General features: G+C 61.1%; 18 protein-coding genes, 1 tRNA gene and 1 pseudogene. 12 read left to right on the top strand and 8 right to left on the bottom strand.

The window, feature by feature from the left end; all coding sequences use genetic code 11:
- Positions 1 to 100: 100 nt before the first annotated feature.
- The 3 genes and pseudogenes from CRO46_RS03175 to CRO46_RS03165 all read right to left on the bottom strand — a co-directional run bounded on the left by CRO46_RS03175 (position 101) and on the right by CRO46_RS03165 (position 2668).
- The gene (locus CRO46_RS03175; RefSeq protein WP_097105013.1) at positions 101 to 1450 is read right to left on the bottom strand and encodes a substrate-binding protein; all 1350 of its coding nucleotides are present in this window, start codon (positions 1448 to 1450) and stop codon (positions 101 to 103) included.
- Between the two features lie 303 nt (positions 1451 to 1753).
- Positions 1754 to 2109: pseudogene (locus tag CRO46_RS20315) on the bottom strand (transposase); the annotation flags it as partial.
- Positions 2110 to 2200: 91 nt separating this feature from the next.
- The gene (locus CRO46_RS03165) at positions 2201 to 2668 is read right to left on the bottom strand and encodes an Lrp/AsnC family transcriptional regulator (RefSeq protein ID WP_097105007.1); all 468 of its coding nucleotides are present in this window, start codon (positions 2666 to 2668) and stop codon (positions 2201 to 2203) included.
- Between the two features lie 390 nt (positions 2669 to 3058).
- Between CRO46_RS03165 and CRO46_RS03155 the strand changes: the two genes are divergently transcribed.
- The 5 genes from CRO46_RS03155 to CRO46_RS03135 all read left to right on the top strand — a co-directional run bounded on the left by CRO46_RS03155 (position 3059) and on the right by CRO46_RS03135 (position 9010).
- Positions 3059 to 4291, top strand: coding sequence for a thiamine pyrophosphate-dependent enzyme (locus CRO46_RS03155; RefSeq protein WP_097105002.1), 1233 nt, complete (start codon positions 3059 to 3061; stop codon positions 4289 to 4291).
- Between the two features lies 1 nt (position 4292).
- The gene (locus CRO46_RS03150; protein ID WP_097105000.1) at positions 4293 to 5306 is read left to right on the top strand and encodes an alpha-ketoacid dehydrogenase subunit beta; all 1014 of its coding nucleotides are present in this window, start codon (positions 4293 to 4295) and stop codon (positions 5304 to 5306) included.
- A gap of 2 nt (positions 5307 to 5308) precedes the next feature.
- Positions 5309 to 6664, top strand: a complete 1356-nt coding sequence (locus tag CRO46_RS03145; protein ID WP_097104996.1) for a dihydrolipoamide acetyltransferase family protein — start codon at positions 5309 to 5311, stop codon at positions 6662 to 6664.
- Between the two features lie 3 nt (positions 6665 to 6667).
- Positions 6668 to 8053, top strand: a complete 1386-nt coding sequence (gene lpdA, locus CRO46_RS03140; protein WP_097104993.1) for a dihydrolipoyl dehydrogenase — start codon at positions 6668 to 6670, stop codon at positions 8051 to 8053.
- Positions 8054 to 8605: 552 nt separating this feature from the next.
- Entirely contained in the window at positions 8606 to 9010 is a 405-nt protein-coding gene (locus tag CRO46_RS03135; protein WP_210421473.1) for a hypothetical protein, read from the top strand.
- Positions 9011 to 9505: 495 nt separating this feature from the next.
- Here the strand turns inward: CRO46_RS03135 and CRO46_RS03130 are convergent.
- Positions 9506 to 9595: transfer RNA gene (locus CRO46_RS03130), tRNA-Ser, on the bottom strand.
- A gap of 975 nt (positions 9596 to 10570) precedes the next feature.
- Between CRO46_RS03130 and CRO46_RS03125 the strand changes: the two genes are divergently transcribed.
- From CRO46_RS03125 to CRO46_RS03115, 3 genes are all read left to right on the top strand, one after another.
- Positions 10571 to 11629 carry a porin gene (locus CRO46_RS03125; RefSeq protein ID WP_097104987.1) on the top strand — a complete coding sequence of 353 codons (1059 nt, stop codon included), beginning with the start codon at positions 10571 to 10573 and terminating at the stop codon, positions 11627 to 11629.
- A 181-nt stretch (positions 11630 to 11810) separates the two neighbouring features.
- The gene (locus CRO46_RS03120) at positions 11811 to 13580 is read left to right on the top strand and encodes an OmpA family protein (RefSeq protein WP_097104985.1); all 1770 of its coding nucleotides are present in this window, start codon (positions 11811 to 11813) and stop codon (positions 13578 to 13580) included.
- 505 nt (positions 13581 to 14085) lie between these two features.
- Entirely contained in the window at positions 14086 to 14553 is a 468-nt protein-coding gene (locus CRO46_RS03115) for a hypothetical protein (protein WP_097104983.1), read from the top strand.
- Positions 14554 to 14654: 101 nt separating this feature from the next.
- Here the strand turns inward: CRO46_RS03115 and CRO46_RS03110 are convergent, their stop codons facing one another.
- The gene (locus CRO46_RS03110) at positions 14655 to 15590 is read right to left on the bottom strand and encodes an alpha/beta fold hydrolase (RefSeq protein WP_097106455.1); all 936 of its coding nucleotides are present in this window, start codon (positions 15588 to 15590) and stop codon (positions 14655 to 14657) included.
- Positions 15591 to 15665: 75 nt separating this feature from the next.
- A complete protein-coding gene (locus CRO46_RS03105; protein WP_097104976.1) occupies positions 15666 to 17711 on the bottom strand; it encodes a lytic transglycosylase domain-containing protein in 2046 nt (681 codons plus the stop codon).
- A 334-nt stretch (positions 17712 to 18045) separates the two neighbouring features.
- Between CRO46_RS03105 and dapA the strand changes: the two genes are divergently transcribed.
- Positions 18046 to 18930 carry a 4-hydroxy-tetrahydrodipicolinate synthase gene (gene dapA / locus CRO46_RS03100; protein WP_097104975.1) on the top strand — a complete coding sequence of 295 codons (885 nt, stop codon included), beginning with the start codon at positions 18046 to 18048 and terminating at the stop codon, positions 18928 to 18930.
- Positions 18931 to 18932: 2 nt separating this feature from the next.
- Entirely contained in the window at positions 18933 to 19415 is a 483-nt protein-coding gene (smpB, locus tag CRO46_RS03095; RefSeq protein ID WP_097104973.1) for an SsrA-binding protein SmpB, read from the top strand.
- Here smpB and CRO46_RS03090 read toward each other — a convergent pair.
- Together CRO46_RS03090 and CRO46_RS03085 are read right to left on the bottom strand one after the other, a co-directional pair.
- A complete protein-coding gene (locus CRO46_RS03090) occupies positions 19412 to 20119 on the bottom strand; it encodes a uracil-DNA glycosylase (RefSeq protein ID WP_097104970.1) in 708 nt (235 codons plus the stop codon). The two genes, smpB and CRO46_RS03090, sit on opposite strands and share 4 nt — an antisense overlap.
- Before the next feature lie 17 nt (positions 20120 to 20136).
- On the bottom strand, positions 20137 to 20724 hold the full coding sequence (locus CRO46_RS03085; RefSeq protein ID WP_097104967.1) for a LabA-like NYN domain-containing protein: 588 nt from the start codon (positions 20722 to 20724) through the stop codon (positions 20137 to 20139).
- A gap of 376 nt (positions 20725 to 21100) precedes the next feature.
- Between CRO46_RS03085 and rpoZ the strand changes: the two genes are divergently transcribed.
- Together rpoZ and CRO46_RS03075 are read left to right on the top strand one after the other, a co-directional pair.
- Positions 21101 to 21502, top strand: a complete 402-nt coding sequence (gene rpoZ / locus CRO46_RS03080) for a DNA-directed RNA polymerase subunit omega (protein ID WP_097104965.1) — start codon at positions 21101 to 21103, stop codon at positions 21500 to 21502.
- Between the two features lie 130 nt (positions 21503 to 21632).
- Positions 21633 to 23873, top strand: a complete 2241-nt coding sequence (locus CRO46_RS03075) for a RelA/SpoT family protein (RefSeq protein WP_097104960.1) — start codon at positions 21633 to 21635, stop codon at positions 23871 to 23873.
- The last annotated feature ends 157 nt before the right edge of the window (positions 23874 to 24030 follow it).

Below are 24030 nucleotides of genomic sequence, written 5' to 3'. Positions count from 1 at the left end.
CGCATCAATAAACCGCGCGCTGCGGGCGCTGCGGTCCTAGCCCAAATTCCGGATAATGCCGCACCGCCGGTCGGGCGGTGCGGCAGCGTCTCAAAGCGTGTTACGCGCCCGAGTTGCAGGTTCCGAGCGTGGCCTCGTCGCCACCGAACATCGGGTGGTTCGGCGGGTAGGTAACCTGCTCGACCGGTGTGACCTCGACGATTTCCAGGGTGTCGTACTCGTTGGTCGGGTTTTCCTTGCCCTTCATGACGAGCACGTCCTTGAAGCACTGGTGGTCTTCGGCGCGGTAGAGGGTCGGACCATTGCCAAGACCGTCGAACTCGAAGCCTTCAAGGGCTTCGACAACACCGCAGGGATCGAAGGTTCCGGCCCGCTCACAGGCATCCGCATAGAGCAGCGTCTGGACGTAGCAGGTGTGCGCCGAGTTCGAGGGCGGACGACCGTATTTTTCGCCGAACGACTTCACGAAGGCCTTGGAGCCTTCGTCCTGCAGCTGCCAGTTCCAGTTCATCGAACCGAACACGCCGCGCACATTGGCGCCGGCACCGGCCGCCATCAGTTCGGAGTAGAGCGGGACGACGATTTCGAACTGCTTGCCATCGACCATCTTGTCGAGCAGGCCGAACTGGATCGCATTGGTCAGCGAGTTGACCATGTTGCCGCCGTAGTGGTTGAGCACCAGCACGTCTGCGCCGGAGTTGAGAACCGGAGCGATGTAGGATGAGAAGTCCGTGGAGGCGAGCGGCGTCAGCACGTTTTCGACGGTCTGCCAGCCAAGCGCTTCGGTGGCCTTCTGGATCGATTCCTGCTGCGTCCAGCCCCAGTTGTAGTCTGCTGTCAGGTGGTAGGCGCGACGCTCGTTGCCATATTCCTTGGCCAGCACGGGGGCGAGGGCCGCACCCGACATGTAGGCGTTGAAGAAGTGACGGAAGCCGTTGGCCTTGCGGTCCTTGCCGGTGGTGTCGTTGGCATGGGTGAGGCCGGCCATGAAGATGACACCGGCTTCCTGGCAGAGGCCCTGCACAGCCACGGCTACGCCCGAGGACGATCCGCCGTTGATCATGATGGCGCCGTCTTTTTCGATCATCGACTTAGCCGATGCACGGGCGGCGTCAGACTTCGTCTGGGTGTCGCCGGTGACGAACTGGACCTTCTTTCCCAGGATGCCGTTGCCCTTGAGAGCCTTTGACGAGAAGGTGTTGATCATACCGCCGTCGCCCTCGCCATTGAGGTGCTGGACAGCAAGTTCCTGGGCACGAAGTTCGTCCAGACCTTCTTCGGCATAGGGCCCGGTCTGCGGAACGTTGAAGCCAAGCGTGACAGTGCTGCCCTTTGGCTCATTGAGATAGGCGCGCGCCGAGCTGGTGAAGATGGTTGGCAGGGCAAGGCCGGCACCGATGGCGGCGCCCGACTTGATCAGCGAGCGGCGATTCAATTCAAATTTCGACATAAAATCCTCCCTGGAGTGGAATGCGCAAGGCCTCCCTGCCTTGCAGCCATAGCTACGCTAATAGCAGTCTCCAAAGAAACATGAGCGGCGGTCTGATGCCATTAGACTATTGTATATTCATGCAATATTTTGGACGTGGCTCAAGAAAGCCCGGCCACAAGCACTGTGTTTCGCAAGCCTGGAGATGCCGGAACACCCTTTAAATGCTTCGTATTTCGCGCCGACGCTGAGCAAAGTGCGTGCTGCCTGCCTTCCGACCCCGGGCCGAGGCTCGCTGTACACTCTCAAGGCCGCTGGGCTGATTCGACACATCGCCCGCACCGGAAACAGCGGGCGATGCTCGGCCACGAACGCGTATCTCACTCGCTGCCCGGCAGACGATGTTTACATTGTCGAGAGGGGGGCATCCTTGGCGACATATGCGGTGGCTTGTTTTAGGATGTCGCGTTCCTCGTTGACCTCGTCAGGTCGCGCTTCAACCGTCTGATCTCCGCATTGTCGCCACCGCCAGGAGGCTGTGAAAACTTCTTCTTCCAAGCATAGAGCGAGTGCAGACTGACGCCCAGCCGCTTCGACACTTCCGCGACCGGACAGCCCCGCTTGGTGATCAGCGCCACTGCGTCCCGTTTGAAATCGTTGCTGAAATATACTTTGCCCATCATGGCCTCCTCGCCTCAAAATCAGAGTAGAAGGCACCTGGGAATCGAGGGGCTATTCAGTCTCATCACGGCTCCGCGTCGCTCCATCCCCTCAATCCGGCACGTAAGCCGCCACCTGTTTCACACACCGCAGCGAGAAATTCGACTTTGAATGCCTGAGCCCCGGCACCCGGAACAGCTTTTCGCGCAGGAATTCCTCCACCCCTTGGGTGCCGCTGACAGCGATCTTGAGAAAAAAATCAAAATCGCCAGCCATCAGATAGATCTCCAACACCTCCGGGATCTTTGCCATCGCCTCGGTCAGTACTTCGAGCGAGCGCGCGTCGTGGTGTTCCAATTGCACCTCCACCATCACCGTCTCGCCGACGCCAAGCGCCCGGTGGTCGAGCAGCGTCGTGTAGCCGGCAATGATGCCCTCATCCTCCATCCGCTTAACCCGCTGCCAGCAGGGGCTTGCCGACAGGCCAACCTCCTTGGCAAGCTCGGCATTCGACAACCGACCGTTGGCGACCAGCGCCTTGAGAATTCGGCGGTCGATGGTGTCGAGAGCTTTGGCCATTTGGATGATCCTTCTTCAAAATTGACATCTGACAGTTACTTTATTTGTAATTGAGCCGTTTTGAAGCAAAATCAGAAGGACATTTTGCCTGTTGCGGACATATGATCAGAAATCATGGATATCCCGGCCGATAACCCTTGATTTCGGCCGGATAACTGCTTTGGAGGAGGCGCCGTTGGATTTCATTTGCGGGTTCTCGATCTGCCGCCCCACCTGCACATCAGATCCTTTGGCTTCGAGTGCGGCAATCTTGCCGGTCCGCTTTGTTGCCGGCTCTCGCGATCCGTCGTGCCATGCGGTCTGGAACCGCGCCAATTTCACCGCATTTGACTTCTATTCCTTGTCCTTGCCGGCCAGTCCGGCGCGTCTGCAACTGAATCAGGAGCAGCCATGACCGATCCGAAACCGCTCAGCCTTCGCGTCCCCGAACCCGGCTGTCGTCCCGGCGGCGTGCCGGACTTTTCCGATTTCGTCGTACCCATGGCCGGCGAGACCCGGCGACCGGAGATCGACACCGCGCCGGAGGACATGCGTGACATGGCCTTTTCCATCGTCCGGGTGCTCAACCGCCATGGCGAGGCGATGGGTCCCTGGGCCGGCAGGCTGACGCCTGACGAGTTGCGCGAGGGCCTTCGCCACATGATAACGCTGCGCGTTTTCGACGAGCGCATGACCAACGCCCAGCGCCAGGGCAAGACAAGCTTCTACATGCAGCATCTGGGCGAAGAGGCCGTCTCCTGTGCCTTCCGCATGGCGCTCGAACAGGGCGACATGAACTTTCCCACCTACCGCCAGGCGGGCCTCCTGATCGCCGGCGGCTATCCGCTTGTCGATATGATGAACCAGATCTACTCCAATTCCGCCGATCCGTTGAAGGGCCGGCAGCTGCCGATCATGTATTCGGCCCGCGACCATGGCTTCTTCACCATTTCCGGCAATCTCGGCACCCAGTATATCCAGGCCGTCGGCTGGGCCATGGCCTCGGCCATCGCCGGCGACACCCGCATTGCCGCCGGCTGGATCGGCGACGGTGCCACTGCCGAGGGCGATTTCCACTCGGCCATGGTTTTCGCGTCGACCTACAACGCGCCGGTGATCCTCAATATCGTCAACAACCAGTGGGCCATTTCCACCTTTCAGGGCATGGCGCGGGGTGCGGCCGTCACCTTCGCCGAGCGCGGTCACGGTTTCGGCATTCCGGCAATCCGCGTCGACGGCAACGATTATCTCGCCGTCCACGCTGTGGCCAGCTGGGCCGCCGAGCGTGCCCGCTCCGGCCACGGCCCGACGCTGATCGAACATGTCACCTACCGCGCCGGTGGCCACTCCACCTCCGACGATCCCGCCGCCTACCGCTCGAAGAACGAATCCGCCGCTTGGCCGCTGGGCGATCCGATCGAGCGGCTGAAGGCGCATCTGATCGCAATCGGCGAATGGTCCGACGAGCGCCACACCCAGGGTACGGCCGAAATCGCGGACCGCGTCCGCTCGGCCCAGCGCGAGGCCGAGGCCAAGGGCACGCTGATCGATGGCAGCCACCCTTCGCCGCGCAGCATGTTCGATGATGTCTATGCCGAGATGCCGCAGCATCTGGTGCAGCAGCGCCAAGAGGGGGGCTACTGATATGGCGCGCATGACCATGATCGAAGCCATCCGCAACGCCCACGATCTTGCCATGGGCACCGACGACAGGGTTGTCGTCTTCGGCGAGGATGTCGGCTATTTCGGCGGCGTCTTCCGCTGTACCGCCGGGCTGCAGAAGAAATACGGCGCCAGCCGCTGCTTCGACGCGCCGATCAACGAAAGCGGCATTGTCGGCGCCGCCATCGGCATGACCGCCTATGGCCTCAAACCTGTGGTCGAGATCCAGTTCGCCGATTATGTCTATCCCGCCTACGACCAGATCGTCTCGGAGGCGGCGCGCATGCGCCACCGTTCCGCCGGCCAGTTCACCTGCCCGATGGTCATCCGCATGCCCACCGGCGGCGGCATCTTCGGCGGTCAGACTCACAGTCAGAGCCCGGAGGCGCTGTTCACCCATGTGGCCGGCCTCAAGGTGGTGGTGCCTTCCAATCCCCGCGACGCCAAGGGCCTGCTGCTGGCCGCCATCGAGGACCCCGATCCGGTGATCTTCCTCGAGCCCAAGCGGCTCTACAACGGCCCCTTCAACGGCCATCACGACCAACCGGTCGCACCGTGGAAGAGCCATCCGCTGGGCGAAGTCGACGAGGACTACTACACCGTGCCGCTGGGCAAGGCCGAGATCCGCCGTGCGGGCTCCGCCGTTACCGTGCTCGCCTACGGCACCATGGTCTATGTCGCCGAGGCCGCGGCCGAGGAAGCTCAAATCGACGCCGAGATCATCGATCTCAGGACATTGCTGCCGCTCGACATCGACACTGTCGCAGCCTCGGTGAAGAAGACCGGGCGCTGCGTCATTATCCACGAGGCGACCAGGACCTCCGGCTTCGGCGCAGAATTGAGCGCTCAGGTGCAGGAATCCTGCTTCTACCATCTCGAGGTGCCCATCACCCGCGTTACCGGCTGGGACACGCCCTATCCGCATGCCCAGGAATGGGCCTATTTCCCCGGGCCGGAACGGCTGAAGCGGGCGCTGCTCGCGGTCATGGAGGGCTGAACATGGGCATTTTCACCATCAATTTGCCGGATGTCGGCGAAGGCATCGCCGAGGCGGAGCTCACCGAATGGAACGTCGGGATCGGAGATCAGGTCAACGAGGATGACGTGCTCGGCACGGTGATGACCGACAAGGCCGCCGTCGAGGTGCCATCCTCGGTGTCGGGCAAGGTGGTCTGGCTCTGCGGCGAGCCCGGCGACACCGTTGCCATCGGCGCACGGTTCGTCGAGATCGAGGTCGAGGGCACCGGTAACGCCAAGGACGGGGAGAAGCCGGCCGAGACCAGGGTCGAAGAAAGCGCGCCGGAGCCCGCAATGAAACCTCAGCGGGACGTCTCCCGGACGGGGGAGTCGGCAAAGCCCGATCCCGCACCGGCAGAGTCAAGCAAGCTGGCTAAGGCCGGACCCGCCATGACGGCTCAGCCCCCTGCAAGATCCGCGTCCCTGTCCGCCCCGCGCGGCGGCCACGAGCGCAGCGTTCCGCTGGCGCCGGGCGCCAAGCCGCTCGCTTCTCCCTCGGTGCGCCAGCATGCCCGCGATGCCGGCATTGACCTGCGCCGGGTCTCCGGCTCCGGTCCGGGGGGACGCATCCTGCACGAGGACATTGATGCCTTCGCAGACGACGGCCGGGGCAGCGGCCGATTCCGGGCGCCGAAAACAGGCAGCCGCGAGGTCAAGGTCATCGGCATGCGGCGCAGGATTGCCGAGAAAATGACGCAGTCCTGGTCGCGGATTCCGCACATCACCATCGTCGAGGAAATCGATGTCACCGCGCTGGAAGACCTGCGCACCGCGCTCAACACAGAGCATGCGTCCAAACGCGGCAAGCTGACGCTGCTGCCCTTCGTCATGCGCGCCATCGTCGCCGCCGTGAAGGAACAGCCGGCGTTCAATGCCCGCTATGACGACGATGCCGGCGTGATCGAGCAGTTCGACGGCGTCCATATCGGCATTGCCACCCAGACGCCGTCGGGCCTGACGGTGCCGGTGGTGCGCCACGCCGAGGCCCGCTCGCTGTGGGAAAGTGCTGCCGAGATGGCCCGCCTCGCAGAAGCCGCCCGCGACGGCAAAGCCAGCCGCGACGAGCTCTCCGGCTCTACCATCTCGATCACATCGCTGGGTCCGCTCGGCGCCATCGCCACCACGCCGATCATCAACCATCCCGAGGTCGCCATCGTCGGCGTTAACAAGATGGCGGTGCGGCCGATGTGGGACGGCCAGCAGTTCCAGCCGAGAAAGATGATGAACATCTCCTGCTCGTTCGACCACCGTGTCATCGACGGCTGGGACGCCGCGGTTTTCGTACAGAAGCTGAAGAGCCTGATCGAGACACCCGCCCTGTTGTTCATCGAGGACTGAGCCATGATCGACCTTTCCTGCAAATTGCTGATCATCGGCGGCGGCCCCGGCGGCTATGTCTGCGGTATCCGCTCCGGCCAGCTCGGTATCGAGACCATCGTCGTCGAAGAAGCCAAAGCCGGGGGCACCTGCCTCAATGTCGGCTGCATTCCCTCCAAGGCGCTCATCCACGCAGCGCACGAATTCCACAAGCTCGCCCTGTTCGACGGCCGCTCGCCGCTCGGCATCACCGCCGCCGGCCCGGCCATTGATCTTGCCCGCACCATCGCCTGGAAGGATGGCATCGTCGACCGCCTCACCGGCGGCGTCGAAGGACTGCTCAAGAAGGCCGGCACGCGGCTGATCCATGGCACGGCCGAGTTCCTCGACGGCAAGACTGTCCAGATCACCCGCGACGGTGAGCCGATCCGCATCGTGGCGGAGACAGTTGTGATTGCCACCGGCTCGGAACCCGTCGAGCTGCCGTTCCTGGCTTTTGGCGGCAAGGTGATCAGCTCAACCGAGGCGCTGGCGCTCGATTCCGTGCCGGAACGGCTTGTGGTGGTCGGCGGCGGCTATATCGGGCTCGAGATCGGCACCGCCTATGCCAAGCTCGGTTCTGCCGTCACCGTGGTGGAGGCAATGCCGAGGATCCTGCCGCAATACGATTCCGCTCTGACCCGCCCGGTGATGACTTCGCTGGAGACCCTCGGCATCAAGGTCCTGCTCAACACACGCGCAAAGGGCCTGTCGGACACGGGGCTTTCGGCCGAGACCGACGGCGAGAGCATCGACCTGCCCGCCGACAGGATCCTCGTCACTGTCGGACGTCGGCCCCGCTCGCAGGGCGCAGGCATACCGGGCCTCAGCCTGGACATGATCGGCCAATTCATTCGCATCGACGAGACCTGCCGCACCTCGATGCGCGGCGTCTACGCCATCGGTGACGTCACCGGCGAGCCGATGCTGGCCCACCGTGCCATGGCCCAGGGCGAGATGGTGGCCGAGATCCTTGCCGGCAAGAAGCGCGTCTGGGACAAAGCCTGTATCCCCGCCGTCTGCTTCACCGATCCGGAAATCGTTGCCTGCGGCCTGTCGCCCGAGGAGGCGAAATCCGCCGGCATCGAGACCATCACCGGCCAGTTCCCCTTCACCGCCAATGGCCGCGCCATGAGCATGGAAGCCGAAAGCGGCTTCGTCCGTGTCGTCGCCCGCAAGGACAATGGTCTCATTCTCGGTCTGCAGGGAGTAGGCTCGGGTATCTCGGAGCTGGCGGCCGCCTTCGGCATCGCCATCGAAATGGGCTCCCGGCTCGATGACATCGCCGCCATCATCCATGCCCACCCGACACTGGGCGAGGCGCTGCACGAAGCCTGTCTTAAGGCGCTCGGCCACTCGCTGCATATCTGAGGGGCTTTGATCGATAGCCGCATTGCTCAGGCCTTCAGAAATGCCATTGATGCCAAAAGGCCGACCAGTGTTAAAGCAAACAACGCCTATGAACTGGTGCAGCGCTTCATCGATCGGGTTCAGTAAAAAGCTGACTGGAGAAGGCCTTCTTGACAGATCCGAAGGGGGCAAGGAGCGGCATATTCGAGACGGAAGCAGGAGACCGAATGTCCGATCCGCGTAGCGCCTAGTCAAAAAGCACACTGTCTGGCGTCGGTCCCATTTCGGTCGTTCACCCAGGGCGCGGCAGATGGCCACTTGCGGCGCGGCTTACCCAATCAAAGGCCTGGTCGACAGGACCGGTTTGACTGTTACCAGGACATTGCGCGGGTGGGGCTCGCAGCGACGGAGCCAGTATCAGGCCACGAGACTGGATCGCGCAACAATCCTACCCGAGTGAGCCCACTGCGGCCTTCAACAGGTGAATATGTGAAATCCGGCCGGAATCCGAGCGCTTTCTCACCGTGGCTGCGGATCGAAGATGTGACAGGATCATCCTGTGACGAAATGGTCTTGCATGTTCTGCTAATGTTCCTATCCTCGCACGCCATGCCCGAGCAACACCACAAATATCACAGACACCCGGCCAAACCGATCCGGACGCTGCAGGATGCCGCCAACGATGACCAGATCATCGTGGTGCGCTGCGGGCTGTGCCGGCGTCTGATCAACTATCTTGCCACCGACCTGGTCCAGGTGCTCAATCCGCACAGGCCAGTCGACGCGCCGCCCTTCGCCTGCTCCCGGTGCGGCAAGGCGGATTACATGAGTGTCCAGGTGAAGACGCCGTCGATCGGGGATTACGGGCATCTCGTCATCCGCCGCCTCCTGGGCATCCGCAGCGTTTCCGAATGGGGAAACCTTCTCCTGGGCGATGATGCGAAGCCGGGCTCGGGTTCGGGCGCCGGGCGCAAATGAACCGTTATGCGGCGTCCACGATCAGCGGCTGATCGTCCGGCAGCGGCCGCTGTCGGCATTGTTTCTTCCGATGGGGCCGAATACCAGGTTTCGATTCCCTCGTACGGCGTCAGGCGAGGCCGCCACCATCGCCGCACTGGCCCAGCGCGAGGTCATCGCACCGTCCTGAATGACGCGTGTTCCACGCCTAACGGCGACGACAACGCACGTGGACCCTGACCGAAGATCAGGTTGTGACTCTGAATGCTGAACTGAGTTTCTTTTCTCGAAGCGATCAAGCGGACTCTCCGCATCTCGATCGGGAGGAGGCTTCCAGCGAGTTCCCTGGAGCAAGGGAGAAAGGGACTGTGATTCCCGCCAAGTGCTACTGGCTCATGGGATCGTCTTTGTGACGTGAATCGACGGCAGCGATATTCTCAGTCAGGGATGAAGGGTGGATCGCCATCTGCTTCTGTCGAAAAGAAACACCAATTACAGTTGGTTGATGGCATGCAATGGCGGAGAGGAAGGGATTCGAACCCTCGATACCCTTCCGGGTATACTCCCTTAGCAGGGGAGCGCCTTCGACCACTCGGCCACCTCTCCGTCGAGTGGTCTGTTACCCCAGCATGGGCGGGTAATCAACCGGAATTCCGGCCTCAATTCGTCATTGATTGTCAGCGGTGCCGGACAGGCACGTGTTTTCACCGCTGAACACTCCCCTTGCGATTTGGCCGGCGGCCGGAAAGGCGTGTTTTCGTGCTGCTGCGCGTCTGTCTCGCGCCAATCCCGAGGCGGCTACTGCCTGACCGGCCGACGGTTTTGTCGTTTCCGTCGTTTTCAGGGGCGACGGGAAGTCCGGGAGCGATCTGGGAGGTTCCGCCATCACAGGGCCGGAGAGGGGGAGGCATGAACGGTCTGTCCCTGCCGGCTGGACCACGAAGCGTTCAAGCTGGTGGCCACCCGGGTCCGTCTCTGATTCCCGTGGCGCATCCTTTCATCCCGGGACTTCGCCTGGCGACGCGCCACGGGTCCCTCGAGGGTAAACATTGGGGCGCAACCGGCGACGGAGGCGGGGGGTGTCGAATATGCTGAGCGGTTCAATCAGGCCGCGTTTCCGATCGCCTATATATAAAGCCGATGTGCACCGGAGTGGATGTCTCTCTCTGTCGGTTCCTACAGGCCATCTGGACGCAAGCGCCTCGACCGATGCGAATCGACATGGGTATCAGCGCAACATGGAACCGCGGTGATTCCACCAAAACCAACGAAACCGGGCAGTGAATTGCTGTTTCGACCGGCCGGGACGCCGGCTTAAGGCCCGCTAATTGCTAACGAAAGGTAAACAAAACCGGGCGCAAGCGATCGTTTCGTGTCATTTGTGCAACAGGGGGGAGCTGAAGGCGGTGTCCCGACCTGCCGGGCAGTGTGATCGGCGTTGCGCGGGCCGTCCGGGTGAGTATGTTCACTCTCGAAGACACGGCGGTAACCCGCTTGGCTTCTACCATTGTGGGGATGGGACAGAGAATACTGTCCTTCAGCGACAACCCAGACCATTAACTTTTGACTGGAGGTCAGAACATGAACATCAAGAGCCTTCTCATCGGCTCCGCAGCGGCACTCGTTGCTGTTTCCGGCGCACGCGCTGCAGACGCTATCGTTGCAGCTGAGCCTGAGCCCGTTGAATACGTCCGCGTCTGCGACGCTTTCGGCACCGGCTTCTTCTACATCCCGGGCACCGAAACCTGCCTGAAGATCGACGGTTATGTCCGCTTCCGCGTGACTGCAACCCGCGGCACCGCCGGCTACGTTCAGAACACCCGCGCTCGCGTCAACTTCGACGCCCGTTCGGAAACCGAACTCGGCACCCTGCGCGGCTACATCCGCTTCCAGTCCAACTCGGGCAACGTGAACGGTGACGCAAACGTCGTTCAGGACCAGGCTGTCCTGCAGCTCGGCGGCCTGTGGATGGGTTACACTGAATCCGCATGGGAAGCCCTGTGGGGCGGCGGCGTTGGCAACTGGGGTATCATCCAGACCGACAACGGCGGTCAATACGGCTACCAGCAGCGTCAGCAGATTGGTTACCGCTACGACTCGGGCGCTTTCTACGCAGGCCTGACCCTCGAGCATGACGCCACCGCTGACTGGACTCCCGACGTCGTCGGTGTTCTCGGCATGACCCAGGGCTGGGGCGGCGCTGCTGTCCACGTCGGTTACGATGAAACTGCAAATGCAGTTGGCGTGAAGGGCATGCTCGAAGTTGCTGTTGCAGCTACAGGCGGTTCGCTCCGCGTTGGTGGCTTCTACTCCAACAGGTTCAATAACGCTTACGGCGCTGCGTTCCCGGGCCGCCCTGCTGGTTCGGCTGAAGTTGCCAACTGGTCCGCAGGCATCGGCTACACCCAGGATGTCACCGAAACTCTTAACGCGACTCTCGGTTATCAGTACTTCGATGGCTTCTCGGCTGCAAACGGCGGCACGTTCCGGAACGCTCACCTCATCGAAGGCGCGCTGTCCTGGACTCCTGTCACCAACTTCAACGTTCGCCTTGAAGGTAACTGGGGTCAGACCACATCGATCGCCGGTGTGAAGACCAACACGGCATCCGGCTTCGTCTGGTTCCGCCGCTCGTTCTAATCAAACCTCGGTTTGATCAGACACAGCCCGGCAGCTTCGGCTGCCGGGTTTTTTTGTGCCTTGGCTCAGCCCCGACCCGAACAAGCTTTCGAAGCCCGGTGCGGCTGCTCCCGCTTTTGAGTTAGCGGGTCTCGATCCGGAGTGGTAAGTTCACCGTCAGCAGATTTGCGGCGGAGATCACATGCAATACCTGAAAATGTGGATTTGGCCCGGGTTGGCTGCTGTTGCGTGCCTTTCCGCCCTGGCATTGTGGTTCGAGGCGGCTGGGATGGAGTCCGAGCTTCGGTCGCGGACACTTTCGGCGCTGCGGCAGAATCACGCCTGGGCCCAGGTTGGCACGGTCGGCAGGAGTATTGTCCTGAGCGGGCTGGCGCCTGACAAGGCCAGCCAGGACAGTGCGATGCTGGCCGCACGCAATGTCGCCGGGGTGCGCAAAGTCGTGGATAGTATGGCGCTGTTGCCTGAGGAAAGCCCTTACCGCTTGTCTGCCGAGAAGACGGCGAGCGGCATCATCCTGAGCGGTTTCGTTCCCCATGAAGCGGCCCGTGCCGCCATCATTTCAACATTGACGGGGCTGCTGCCGGGTATAGCGGTGTCTGACCAGATGAAACCGGCGCGCGGCGCTCCCGCGGATCTCGTCTCGCTCGCAAGCCATGGCCTGGCCGTTTTTCCGCGCTTTTCCACCGGGAAAATCGAGATCACCGATGACACGATTCGGGTTTCCGGCCAGGCGCTCAACCCAGATGATCACGAAGTCGCATTGGAGGTGCTTGCATCGATTCCGGCAGGAGCTCTGAGCGCGACAGATATCAGCCCGGCACCGGTTTCAGGGGTGTATTCCTGGACTGCGGTGCTGACAGCTGACACGCTCGTGATCGGTGGTTATGTGCCGGACGACACCATGCGGAAAGCCATCATGGAGCACGGGCGGGCAATCTCCGAGGCCCGGGATGTCAAGGATCAGATGCGGTTTGCGGCGGGCGTACCTGACGCGGTGGACTGGCTTGCGGCGGCCGAAACGGGTCTGAAGGCGCTTCAGCACCTGAGCGAGGGATCCGTCATGGTCCAGAATACGACACTCGGTGTGCAGGGGGAGGCGCGGGACGCGCAAGCCTACCGGACAGTCGACAGTCTCTTGTCCGGCAAATTACCGAACGGCGTGGTGCTTGGGACCGCCGATATCGGGATTGCCGGGGCAAAGGATGCTGTGTGGACAGCTTCATTTGCAGATCGGACGCTTGAGTTGAGGGGAGCTGTTCCGGGCTCCGCCGTCAGGGAGAAGTTGCTTTATGCAGCTGCTTTGAAGTTTGGCAGGGCCCGCATCGATGACCGGCTGACGGCCGTGGAAGGCCGGCCAGACGGGTTTGAGGAAGCGGCTCTGGTCGCGCTTCAGGCCCTCAGCCGCCTCGAACAAGCCGAAGTGCGGATTGAGGATGGCGTGGTGCATGTTGAAGGGCGCGCTTTCAATCCGGCAAGCCGGGCTGAGGTCGAACGCTTGCTGGGTGAAAACTTGCCGCCGGGATTTTCCGCTCATATGGACATCTCGGAATTACAGGAGGCAGAGGCTGATCTTGCAGCCGATACCTGCCAGGCAGAACTCAATGACCTGCTGAGTCACAATAGTGTTCTGTTCCATTCTGGTGAAACCTCAATTCAGGATCATTCGCACGGATTTCTGGACCGCATTGCCCGGGTGGTGCAGCGCTGCGGAACGGTGCGGGTAGAGGTTTCCGGACACAGCGATGCCGATGGTGAGAAAACTGAAAACCTCGCTTTGTCGGTTCGCAGGGCGGAAAGTGTGATCGAATTCCTGAGGGCTGCGGGTGTCGAGCGTGGCCGGCTGGTTGCTGCCGGCGCTGGAGAAACCGATTCCATTGACAGCGCCGATAAGGAGACAGCCGAGGCAGCGAACAGCCGGATCGAGTTTCGTGTCCTCAACCAGCCCGATTGATGGTCAAACGTTCAAGGGGCCTGCGGCCCAGGAGAGTGCGCAATGTGGTACATGTTCACACATCTTTGGGTATGGCTCATGCTTGCCTTTGCGGTGGGAGGACTGGTCGGATGGACCACCTGCCGGAGAGCGCGAAAATGAAGGTATCGGGAGCTGACAAGGAGCGGGAAGAGTGGTGATCTTTGCCATCGACGTCGTGTTTTTCATCGCCCTTGCATTTGGACTGGGCTGTTTCTTCGGTTGCTGGCTCAGGCGCCGCTTCGACGCCTCATCGGATAGCTCGAATGCCGCTGCCACGACGACGACAGGCAGAGGGTCAACCGCCACCGCCACGTCTGGAGACCGGGTGCCATCAGACCGTCGCTCTCGGCCGGGAATTTCGGAGCAGGGGGCTTCTGCCACACCGGATGTGGCAGAAGGGGTCGAAAGCAAGCCGGGTACAGGAGTTGATACTGCGGTGCCGACTGCGTCGAGTCCCGCGAGCGGGCCTGAGCGCAACGCAATAATGGCAGATCGCAGGCTCAAGCCGGAAAATTCAGCGGCTGATGCCCAAGCCCCCAAACCGGGCAGGGCCAAGGCGGCCGGCTCGGCAGAGAACGCAAAAGCAGGCAAACGCCCGGCTTCCAAACCGAAGGCTGCGGGGGCCGGGACCGTTGCGGGTGGCGGTTCGGACAATCTGCAAAAGATCAAGGGTGTGGGCCCGGTGATCGAGGCAAAGCTGAATGCAGCCGGGATCACCAGCTTTGCGCAGATCGCGGGCTGGTCCCGGAAACAGCAGGCAGTCTTTGCCGAACAGCTGTCGTTTCCTGGCCGCATCGAGCGGGAGGACTGGGTGCGGCAGGCCAAGCTTCTGGCCAAGGGTGCGGCAACGGACGTGTCAAAGCAGGCGGCCAGTGACCAAGCTGCCAATTCAATTTCACCCAAGCCCAAAGCGAAGCTCAAACCGAAACCCAAGCCCAAAGGCACAGGATGAAGCTGCGCGGCCGCGTGCCGCTTGGGAGATTGACGCGACCCCTTGTTCAACGGTCTCCGTTTGAATAACCCCGAATCCGGCATCGGACGGTCGGATCTGCCTCAGTGGCGGTGCTGCTTGTCAACCGCGGCGAAGAACCGGGTCAAGATCTCGGGAATACCTGACAGGTGCAGGATCGGTGCATGGCCCTGTCCGGCAATGGTCTCCGTCTGAAGCGAAGGGACGCGCTCTTTCATCTCCAGCAGGGTCCGGGCAGACAGCAAAGTGGAGTGTTCGCCGCGCAACGCCAGCAGTGGTATGCGGCCGAGACCGTCGAACTGCGGCCACAGTTTCGGTAGCGGTGTGCTCAGGTCGATGTTTTTCAGGCCGGCCAGCAGCTTCGGGTCGTAGTCGGCAGTCAGCTTGCCGGCCTTTTCGACATAGACGGCGCGGGCAAAATCGAGCCAGTCGGCTTCGGTCAGAGCCTGGAAGCTCCTGGCATGGGCTTCGGACAGGATCTGTGCCGCATCATGCCAGTCTTTCGGCTGCGGCATTCGGGAGAGATAGGCCTTGATCTGTGCCAGTCCGGCGCCTTCGATCACCGGACCGATGTCGTTGAGCACACCGGCGGCCATGATACCGGGCCGGGTGGCCGCAAGGACATGCATGATCAGGCCGCCGCGCGATGTTCCGATAAAAATCGCGTGTTTAAGGCCAAGGGCAGTCATTCCGCTTAGTACATCCTCGGCTTCCACGGTAATGTTGTAGCGGCCGGGGTCCTTGTCCCAGTCGGATTGTCCACGGCCGCGATAGTCGAAACTGACCACGCGCCGTGGCATTTTCGGGTCGCTCGTCAGACGCCGGGCGAGGTCGTCGAAATCGCGTGTGTTTCGGGTCAGGCCCGGGAGACAGACGACCGGCAGGCGGCCCCGGGTGGCGGGATTGCTTCGGCCATAGTCGGCAGCATGCAGCCTCAGGCCGTCGCTGGCGGAAAAGAAGACGTGTTCAACTCCGCCGGTTTCGCTTGTGGCGGCTGCGCCAACCTTCCCGTTTGCCATGTCAGATCCTGCCGTTGCCTCGGTCATGTTTCAGGATCATGCCTATACCCTATTTTTCAAGCAAGGCGACAGGGTTCATCGGCGGCCAAATCTCAGATCAGCCTCGATGTCGCCGGGCTGACCGAGGCGCGCCTTGTAGATCTGGTAGTTTTCCATCACCCGCTGCACGTAATGGCGGGTTTCGGTGAAGGGGATCAGCTCGATCCAGTCGACGACCTCATCGATCGGCCGGCCGCGGGGGTCGCCGAAGCGCTCGATCCACTGCGGCACCCGGCTGGGCCCTGCATTGTAGGCGATGAAGGTGAGAATGTAGGAACCACCGAAGTCATCGATCTGCTCCCCGAGAAAATGCGCGCCGAGGGTCGCATTGTAACCGGCGTCGGTGGTCAGCCGCTGTTTCGAATAGGGCAGGCCGTGGCGCCTCGCCACCGCCTTTGCCGTTCCCGGCAGGATCTGGAGAAGCCCGCGGGCGTTTGCCGGCGAGACCGCGGCCTTGTTGAAGGCGCTTTCCTGGCGGGCGATCGAGTAGGCCAATGCCTTGCCAGATCCCTTGATGTTTGCGCCATCGGGGACCGCGCCAAGCGGATAGGCAAGCGCTGCGACGTCCAGGCCCCGGTTCCAGGCGATCTTGCCAACCTGCAGCGATGTCTGATGATTGCCGCGCCTTTCAGCCATGGCTGAGAGAATGGCAAGCTCACCGGGGCTGTCGAGCTCGGCGGCCAGGGCGCGGTAGAGCATTTCGGCGCGCCACTCGGCACCTGCTCCTTCAAGTTTGCCGATCGCCTGGACGGCTTCGCGCTGCTCGAACCTGATCCTGTCCTGTGCCGTTGGCTTCGGGTAGGCGATATCCAGCGATTTGCGGTCGAGTTTGGCGCTGGCAAGCTGGCCGTAAAAGGTAGAGGGAAATTCCGCCGCGCGCGCGTAGTGTTCCGATGCCTTGCCGCCCGCTCCGGCTTCGGCGGCGCGGCCGAGCCAGTAATGGGCGCGCGCGGAAGATATCTGCCCGTTGGCGACATCGAGAATGGCAGCAAAATGCCTGGCGGCAGTCTTGGCGTCGTTGAGGCCCCGCAAGGCATACCAGCCGGCATGGAATTCTGCTTCAGCGATCTCCTCCGGGCTTTCGGCGAGATGGGCGGCAGCAAGCTTGTAGGCACCCTTTGCGTCGCCGTCCTCGTAGAGCCCACGGCTTACGATGCGCGCTTCCACCCACCATTCGTCGGGGTCCACCAGTGCGGCACGATCCCGCGGCATCTTTGCGAGAAGGGCCGCGGCTTCCTTGTTGCGCTCGCGTTCGCGAAGCTGGCGGATACGCAGATAGAGGAAGGCCGGCGTTTCATGCCATGACCGGTCGACCGCCTCGATTGCGGCCCCGGCCCTGGCAGGGCTGCGGATTACCGTGGACCAGGCGCGGTACAGCGAATATGCCTCGGCCTTGCGTGAGATCTCCTTGGCGTCGCTGACGCGATCCCGGTAGAGCAGCATCTCCATGCGGCGGAAATGATCGGCCTTGGTCAGCAGGGTGCCGAATTCGTCGACAAAGATGCCGGTTTCGCGATCATCCATCATCTCCGTGCGCCATGCCCTGGCAGCGACGGTCCTGGCCTGCTTTGTGTCGCCGCTTGCCTTCAGCGCCCGGATCCACATGATGGTGCCCAAGGTGGTCTCGGGGGCCTTGTCCTTGAATTGGGCAAGCACCTGTTGCGTGGGAGTCTGCGCGAAAAACAGGGCCCGTTCGTACAGGCGCGGCAGCGAGGCGAGGCCGGGCCAGCCTTCCAGCTCTGCTGCAGCCTCCGCGATTTCCTCCGGTGGGACATCCTGGGCGCCCGACAGGACGATGGACCAGGTCAGGATATGGCGCTCAAGTGCCGTGCGCGGCATCATATCGCGGATCGACCGCGCCAGGCCTGCATTGTTGTTGCCAAGTGCTCCCAGTCCTGATTTGAGCGCGTCGCTTGCCGGCCTCGAAGCCGGGGTGGCTGGGCCCGAAGCTTGCCTGTCGGCGGTCTCGGCGGAAGGCCTGGGTACAGGAAGGGGAATTGATCCCGAGGGGAGGGGGGCTGCCACGCCACTGCCAACCAAGACTGCAGAAAGGAAAAGAGATGCGATTGCGGTTCTTTGCATATGGCCTTCTGTCCGTGTCGACGTCCCCGTGGGCTGGCTGCTGTCCCTGATCCGGGTGGGCAGGCTTCCAGTCTCCAGCTCTTCGGCTAATCTGGCAAGGCCAGTTCATCCGGTGTCCGGTAGGCCTTCGCGTTTCGTTCAGACGCGACTTTCGCCTGCAATTGCGGGTAATCTGCGGCGGGCGCGAGGGATTTGACTGTGCCGGTCCGACATTTGACGCAAAAGCGTCGCGAGGCGCCGCGCAAGGCTTTTCCGTTGCGGTTATTTCCTGTATCGCGTGGGGTGAATGAGTGAAGCGCCGTTTGGGCGCCGCGTACAGTATTTGGAGATCAGCATGTTCACGGGTTCCCTACCGGCCCTCATTACCCCTTTTACCGACAGTGGCGCGGTGGACGAGGATGGCTTTGCGGGCCATGTCGAGTGGATGATCAAGGAAGGCAGCAACGGCCTCGTGCCAGTGGGAACGACCGGTGAATCGCCGACGCTGACCCATGCCGAACACAAGCGGGTTGTGGAACTGTGCGTCGAAGTGGCAGCCCGACGGGTGCCCGTGATTGCGGGTGCCGGGTCGAACAACACAGCTGAATCGATTGAACTTGCCGTGCATGCGGAAAAGGCCGGCGCGGACGCCGTGCTTGTGGTTACCCCCTATTACAACAAGCCTACCCAGAAGGGGCTGTATCTGCATTTCAAGGCTGTGGCCGAAGCCACCAAGCTGCCGATCATCATCTACAATATTCCGCCCCGGTCGGTTGTCGACATGTCGGTGGAGACCATGGCGGCACTGCATCGCGATTTTCCGAGCATCATCGGTGTGAAGGATGCGACCGGCAATCTTGCGCGGGTGCCCGAGCAACGCATGGCCTGCGGCAAGGACTTCGTTCAGCTGTCGGGCGAAGACCCGACCGCGCTTGGTTTCAACGTGCATGGCGGCGTGGGCTGCATTTCTGTCACGGCCAATGTTGCCCCCCGTCAGTGCGCCGAGTTTCAGCAGGCGACATTGCGTGGCGATTATGCCACCGCGCTGACGATGCTTGATCGGTTGATGCCGCTGCACAAGGCAATCTTCGCAGAACCCGGCGTGGCCGGCGTCAAGTATTGCCTCGGCAAGATGGGGCTGATCAAGAACGTGGTGCGATCTCCGCTGACAACCGTCGAGCCGGCAACAGCGGCTCTGCTCGATGCGGCGCTTGCCAAGGCGGGCGTGGCGACCGGCTGATCATGGCTCCAAGGAAACAAGACAAATCGCAACACGGCAAGGTCGTCGCTGAAAACCGCAAGGCGCGGTTCAATTACGAGATCGTCGAGTCATTCGAGGCAGGTCTGGTCCTGACCGGCACCGAAGTGAAGGCGCTTCGTGAAGGCAAGGCGAACATCGCAGAGTCCTACGCCAATGAAGAGGGCGGGGAGCTGTGGCTGATCAATTCGTACATTCCGGAATATCTGCAGGCCAACCAGTTCAACCATGAGCCCCGCCGCCGCCGCAAGATCCTGGTCAAGCTGCGGGAAATCGCGCGGCTCGGGATGGCGGTTCAGCGTGACGGCATGACCCTGGTGCCGTTGAAGATCTATTTCAACGACAAGGGGCTGGCCAAGCTTCAGCTGGCACTGGCCAAGGGCAAGAAGCTGCACGACAAGCGCCAGACCCAAAAGGAACGCGACTGGAACCGTGACAAGTCACGGCTTCTGCGCGACCGCGGCTAGACCGGCACGTTGGTTGTGGAATGTGAGGGGGCCGGGCTCTGTTCGATACCCAGCGATCGGGCTGCCTTCCTGAACACCGCGTCAAACATTTCTGCCGTCAGCCGACCGGTGTTTATGTTGTAACGAGAACAGTGATAGCTAGAGATCAGGGTCAAACCGGAAAGCTCGGTCTGCGCAGCATGCGCGAAGGGGTGACGTGAAATCTTTCCGCCCAACGCGCGGATCGTGCTGTCATGGGCGATCTTGCCAAGAGTGACAATAATCCTGAGCGCATGCATCTGCTGTATGGTGTGGCTGAGAAATTCGCGGCATGTGTTGATTTCAGCCGCTGTCGGTTTGTTGGCGGGGGGGACGAAGCGAACGGCATTGGTGATCGCGGTGGCTCTCAGCCGCCAGTTTGCACCCGAAGCCAGTCCCGGATCCGGGAAAGCAAAACCAAATCTGCTCAAGGTCTCGAACAGGAGGCTGCCGGAGTCGTCACCCGTAAATGGAATTCCGGTGCGATTGGCGCCACGCAATCCAGGGGCGAGACCGACGATCAACAGCTGTGCGGAGTTTGGGCCCTCGGATGGATACCAGTTTTCCACCGGTCCGTTGTGCCAGTCGGGAAATCTCTGGCGGTTCTGCAGAATGAAGCCGCGCAGGCGCGGGCACAGGCTGCAATCGTAGTCCGGCTCATTTTTTTCATTGTCAGCGCTCCTCACGGGAGGTCTTCCGCTGATCAATCGTCGAATTCGTCGTCGTCGTCGTCGACAGGGGCAAATGAGCGTTGCGGCCTTTCGGAGGCGTCGCGCCCGATCTCGGACTTGAGGCTGTTGAGGTCGATAAAGTAATCGGCCTGGCGGCGCAGGTCATCAGCGATCATGGGCGGCTGGGAAGAGAGTGAGGAGACCACAGTGACTTTCCGGCCCTTGCGCTGAAGGGCTTCGACCAGCGAGGTGAAATCGCCATCACCGGAAAAAATTACCAGGTGATCGACCACGTCCGATTGCTCCATGGCATCGATCGCCAGCTCGATGTCCATGTTGCCCTTAATCTTGCGGCGTCCCATGGAGTCAGTAAATTCTTTGGCGGGTTTGGTTACTACTTTGTAGCCGTTGTAATCGAGCCAATCAATCAGTGGTCGTATGGACGAGTATTCCTGATCCTCAATCAAGGCTGTGTAATAATAGGCGCGCAATAAATAGCCGCGAGACTGAAATGCCTTGAGGAGTTTTCGGTAGTCGATATCGAAATTCAGGCTTTTCGATGCGGCGTAAAGGTTCGCCCCGTCAATAAATAGTGCAATTTTTTCTCTGGGATCAAACACTTATAAGCTTCCTTTCAAATTCGATTTCATTTATTTCGGGTACGAATTCGGCCTGCGCGTGGCAAAAATAGATCGATTTCGAACTTTTTATTACCAACCGTTTACCATCATCCTACTGTTTCGCGACTCAAGAAATCGTGAGGGGAAGCAAATGCTGCGGTTGCTACCATATTTCAAGGGGGGCGGCCCTGATACTTATGCATGGCTGCTAATCAATCAATGAACCTGACGCAAGGCAACGTCACGTAAACCTTGTGGGTGCTCACGGGCTTGAGCCCGGAAATAGGGGCTTTGGCCCTAAAGGACTTGAAATCGCCACACAATGTGTTTATCGCATGGTCAAACCCCCCCATGAGCAGTTTGTAAAGGACAGGCAATGGCCCGCGTCACAGTCGAAGATTGCATCGACAAGGTCGATAACCGTTTTGAACTGGTATTGCTTGCCAGCCATCGCGCCCGCCAGATTTCTCAGGGTGGCCAGATCACCATTTCTCGCGACAACGACAAGAATCCGGTCGTTGCCCTGAGGGAAATCGCAGATGAGACTCTTTCACCTGGCGATCTGAAGGAAGATCTGATCCACTCGCTGCAGAAGCACGTGGAAGTTGATGAGCCGGAGCCCGATCCGGAGCGCGTCCTGCAGACCGGCGAGACTTCCGAGGAGACGGTGGTCGAGGATGAACAGCCGGAAGCCGTTTCTTTCGGTTCAATGTCGGAAGAAGAGCTGCTTGCCGGCATTGAAGGGCTTGTGCCGCCAGAAAAAAGCGACGACTATTAAGCGTCTGGCCTGAAACCCGCTGGTTGGTTCGATCTGCGGGCGACCGGCCGGGGGCCGATAGACAGCTGATGCAATACCATGCGCCGGTCGTTCGATTCGGCGCATTTTCTTGTTTTGGAGTGCCATTTCTATGATGCGTCAGTACGAGCTCGTGGAGCGCGTGCAAAAATATAAGCCGGATGTGAACGAGGCCCTGCTGAACAAGGCCTATGTCTACGCCATGCAGAAGCACGGCAAGCAGACGCGCGCCAGCGGCGACCCCTATATTTCCCATCCTCTGGAAGTGGCGGCGATCCTGACGGAAATGCGTCTGGACGAATCCACCATTGCCGTGGCGCTGCTGCACGACACGATCGAGGACACTTCGGCGACGCGCGCCGAGATCGACGAGCTGTTCGGTGAGGATATCGGACGGCTGGTTGAAGGATTGACCAAGATCAAGAAGCTCGATCTGGTCAGCAAGCGGGCCAAACAGGCTGAAAACCTGCGCAAACTGCTGCTGGCGATTTCCGATGATGTCCGCGTGCTGCTGGTCAAGCTGGCGGATCGCCTGCACAACATGCGTACGCTCGAGCACGTGCCGCCTGAAAAGCGGGCCCGCATCGCCGAGGAAACCATGGATATCTATGCGCCGCTGGCAGGCCGCATGGGCATGCAGGACATGCGTGAAGAGCTCGAAGAGCTGGCCTTCAAGAACATCAATCAGGAGGCCTATGACACGGTCACCGGAAAACTGGCCGAACTGTCGGAAAGCAACCGGAACCTGATTCATACGATCGAGGAGGAGTTGTCGACGCTGTTCAAGCAGCAGGGGCTGAAGGCACAGGTAAAGGGCCGGCAGAAAAAGGCCTATTCCGTGTTCCGCAAGATGCAGTCCAAATCGCTGTCGTTCGAGCAGCTTTCAGACGTCTTCGGATTCCGCATCATCGTCGGCAGCGAGGCCGATTGCTACCGTGCGCTCGGCATCGTGCACATGCGCTGGTCGGTGGTGCCGGGCCGTTTCAAGGACTACATCTCGACACCGAAGCAGAACGACTACCGTTCAATCCACACCACAATCGTCGGTCCGTCGCGGCAACGCGTCGAACTGCAGATCCGCACTGCGCTGATGCAGGCGGTGGCCGAGCGGGGCGTGGCGGCGCACACACTCTACAAGGATGCCGCGTCTACCGATGAGGCCGTGGTGCTGTCCAAGGATTCGCGTGCCTATTCTTGGCTGAGGCAGACAATCGAGGCACTGTCGGTTGGCGACAATCCGGAAGATTTCCTCGAACACACAAAGCTCGAGCTGTTTCAGGACCAGGTGTTCTGCTTCACGCCGAAGGGCCAACTGATCGCCCTGCCGCGCGGAGCGACGCCAATCGATTTTGCCTATGCCGTACATACGGATATCGGCGACACCTGTGTCGGCGCCAAGATCAACGGCCGGATCATGCCTCTGGTCACGCGGCTGGCCAATGGCGACGAGGTCGAGATCTTGCGCTCGGGAGTTCAGGTGCCTCCACCGGCCTGGGAAGAGATTGTGGTCACCGGCAAGGCGCGGGCTGCGATCCGCAGGGCGACGAAAGCTGCCGTACGCAAGCAGTATTCCGGTCTCGGCATGCGGATACTGGAGCGGTCCTTCACCCGCGCCGGCAAGCCGCTGTCGAAAGAGGGGCTGAAGCCGGTATTGCACCGCCTGGGCCACAAGGATGTCGAGGATGTGCTGACGGCGGTGGGACGCGGGGAACTGGCCTCTGACGACGTGTTCCGAGCGGTTTATCCGAACCACCAGGAGACGCGGGTCTCGCAGCAAAAACCGGTAGACGAAGGCTGGTTCAACCTGCGCAGTGCGGCAGGACTGATCTTCAAGCTGCCGGGCCTGGCGAAAACCCAGAAGCCGACCAAGACTTCGCGCCGGATCGGCCCCGATCCTGACATGGACGCGATGCCAATCCGCGGCATGGATGACAATTCAGTGGTCAGGTTCGGTCCGGGTGGCGCGGTTCCGGGTGACCGTATCGTCGGCATTCTGGAAACCGGGTCGGGGGTCACCATCTACCCCATCCAGTCGCCGGAACTGACCAAGTTCGATGACGAGCCAAGCCGATGGGTCGATATCCGCTGGGACATCGACGAGAACAACAAGAACAGGTTTCCTGCGCGCATTCTGGTGACTGCGATCAATGCGCCGGGGACGCTTGCCGAGGTGTCCCAGGGGATCGCCACGAGCGAGACAAACATCCAGAATCTCTCGATGGTGCGCATCGCGGCTGATTTTACCGAGATGCTTATTGATCTGCAGGTCTGGGACCTTAAACATCTCAATCAGCTGATCACCCAATTGAGGGAGCTTGGATCGGTGTCCACGGTCGAGCGGATCTATCAATAGCGCGGCGGGCTGGGCGAGTGCCAATCCAGGAATGCAGGCGTTGGGCCCTTTGCACGCTGTTTTTTGGCCGTGGCCTTTACCAGATCTTCGCTGTTGGCGGACCAGACTGGAACCTGAACGGGGCGGAGCATCTTGTGAAAGAAGGATGCGCCAGGAG

Origin of the sequence: Parahoeflea halophila, from assembly GCF_900220985.1 — a bacterium.
GTDB lineage: Bacteria > Pseudomonadota > Alphaproteobacteria > Rhizobiales > Rhizobiaceae > Hoeflea > Hoeflea halophila.
Note: the sequence above shows the minus strand (reverse complement) of the source record. Positions and strands in the feature narration are given on the sequence as shown.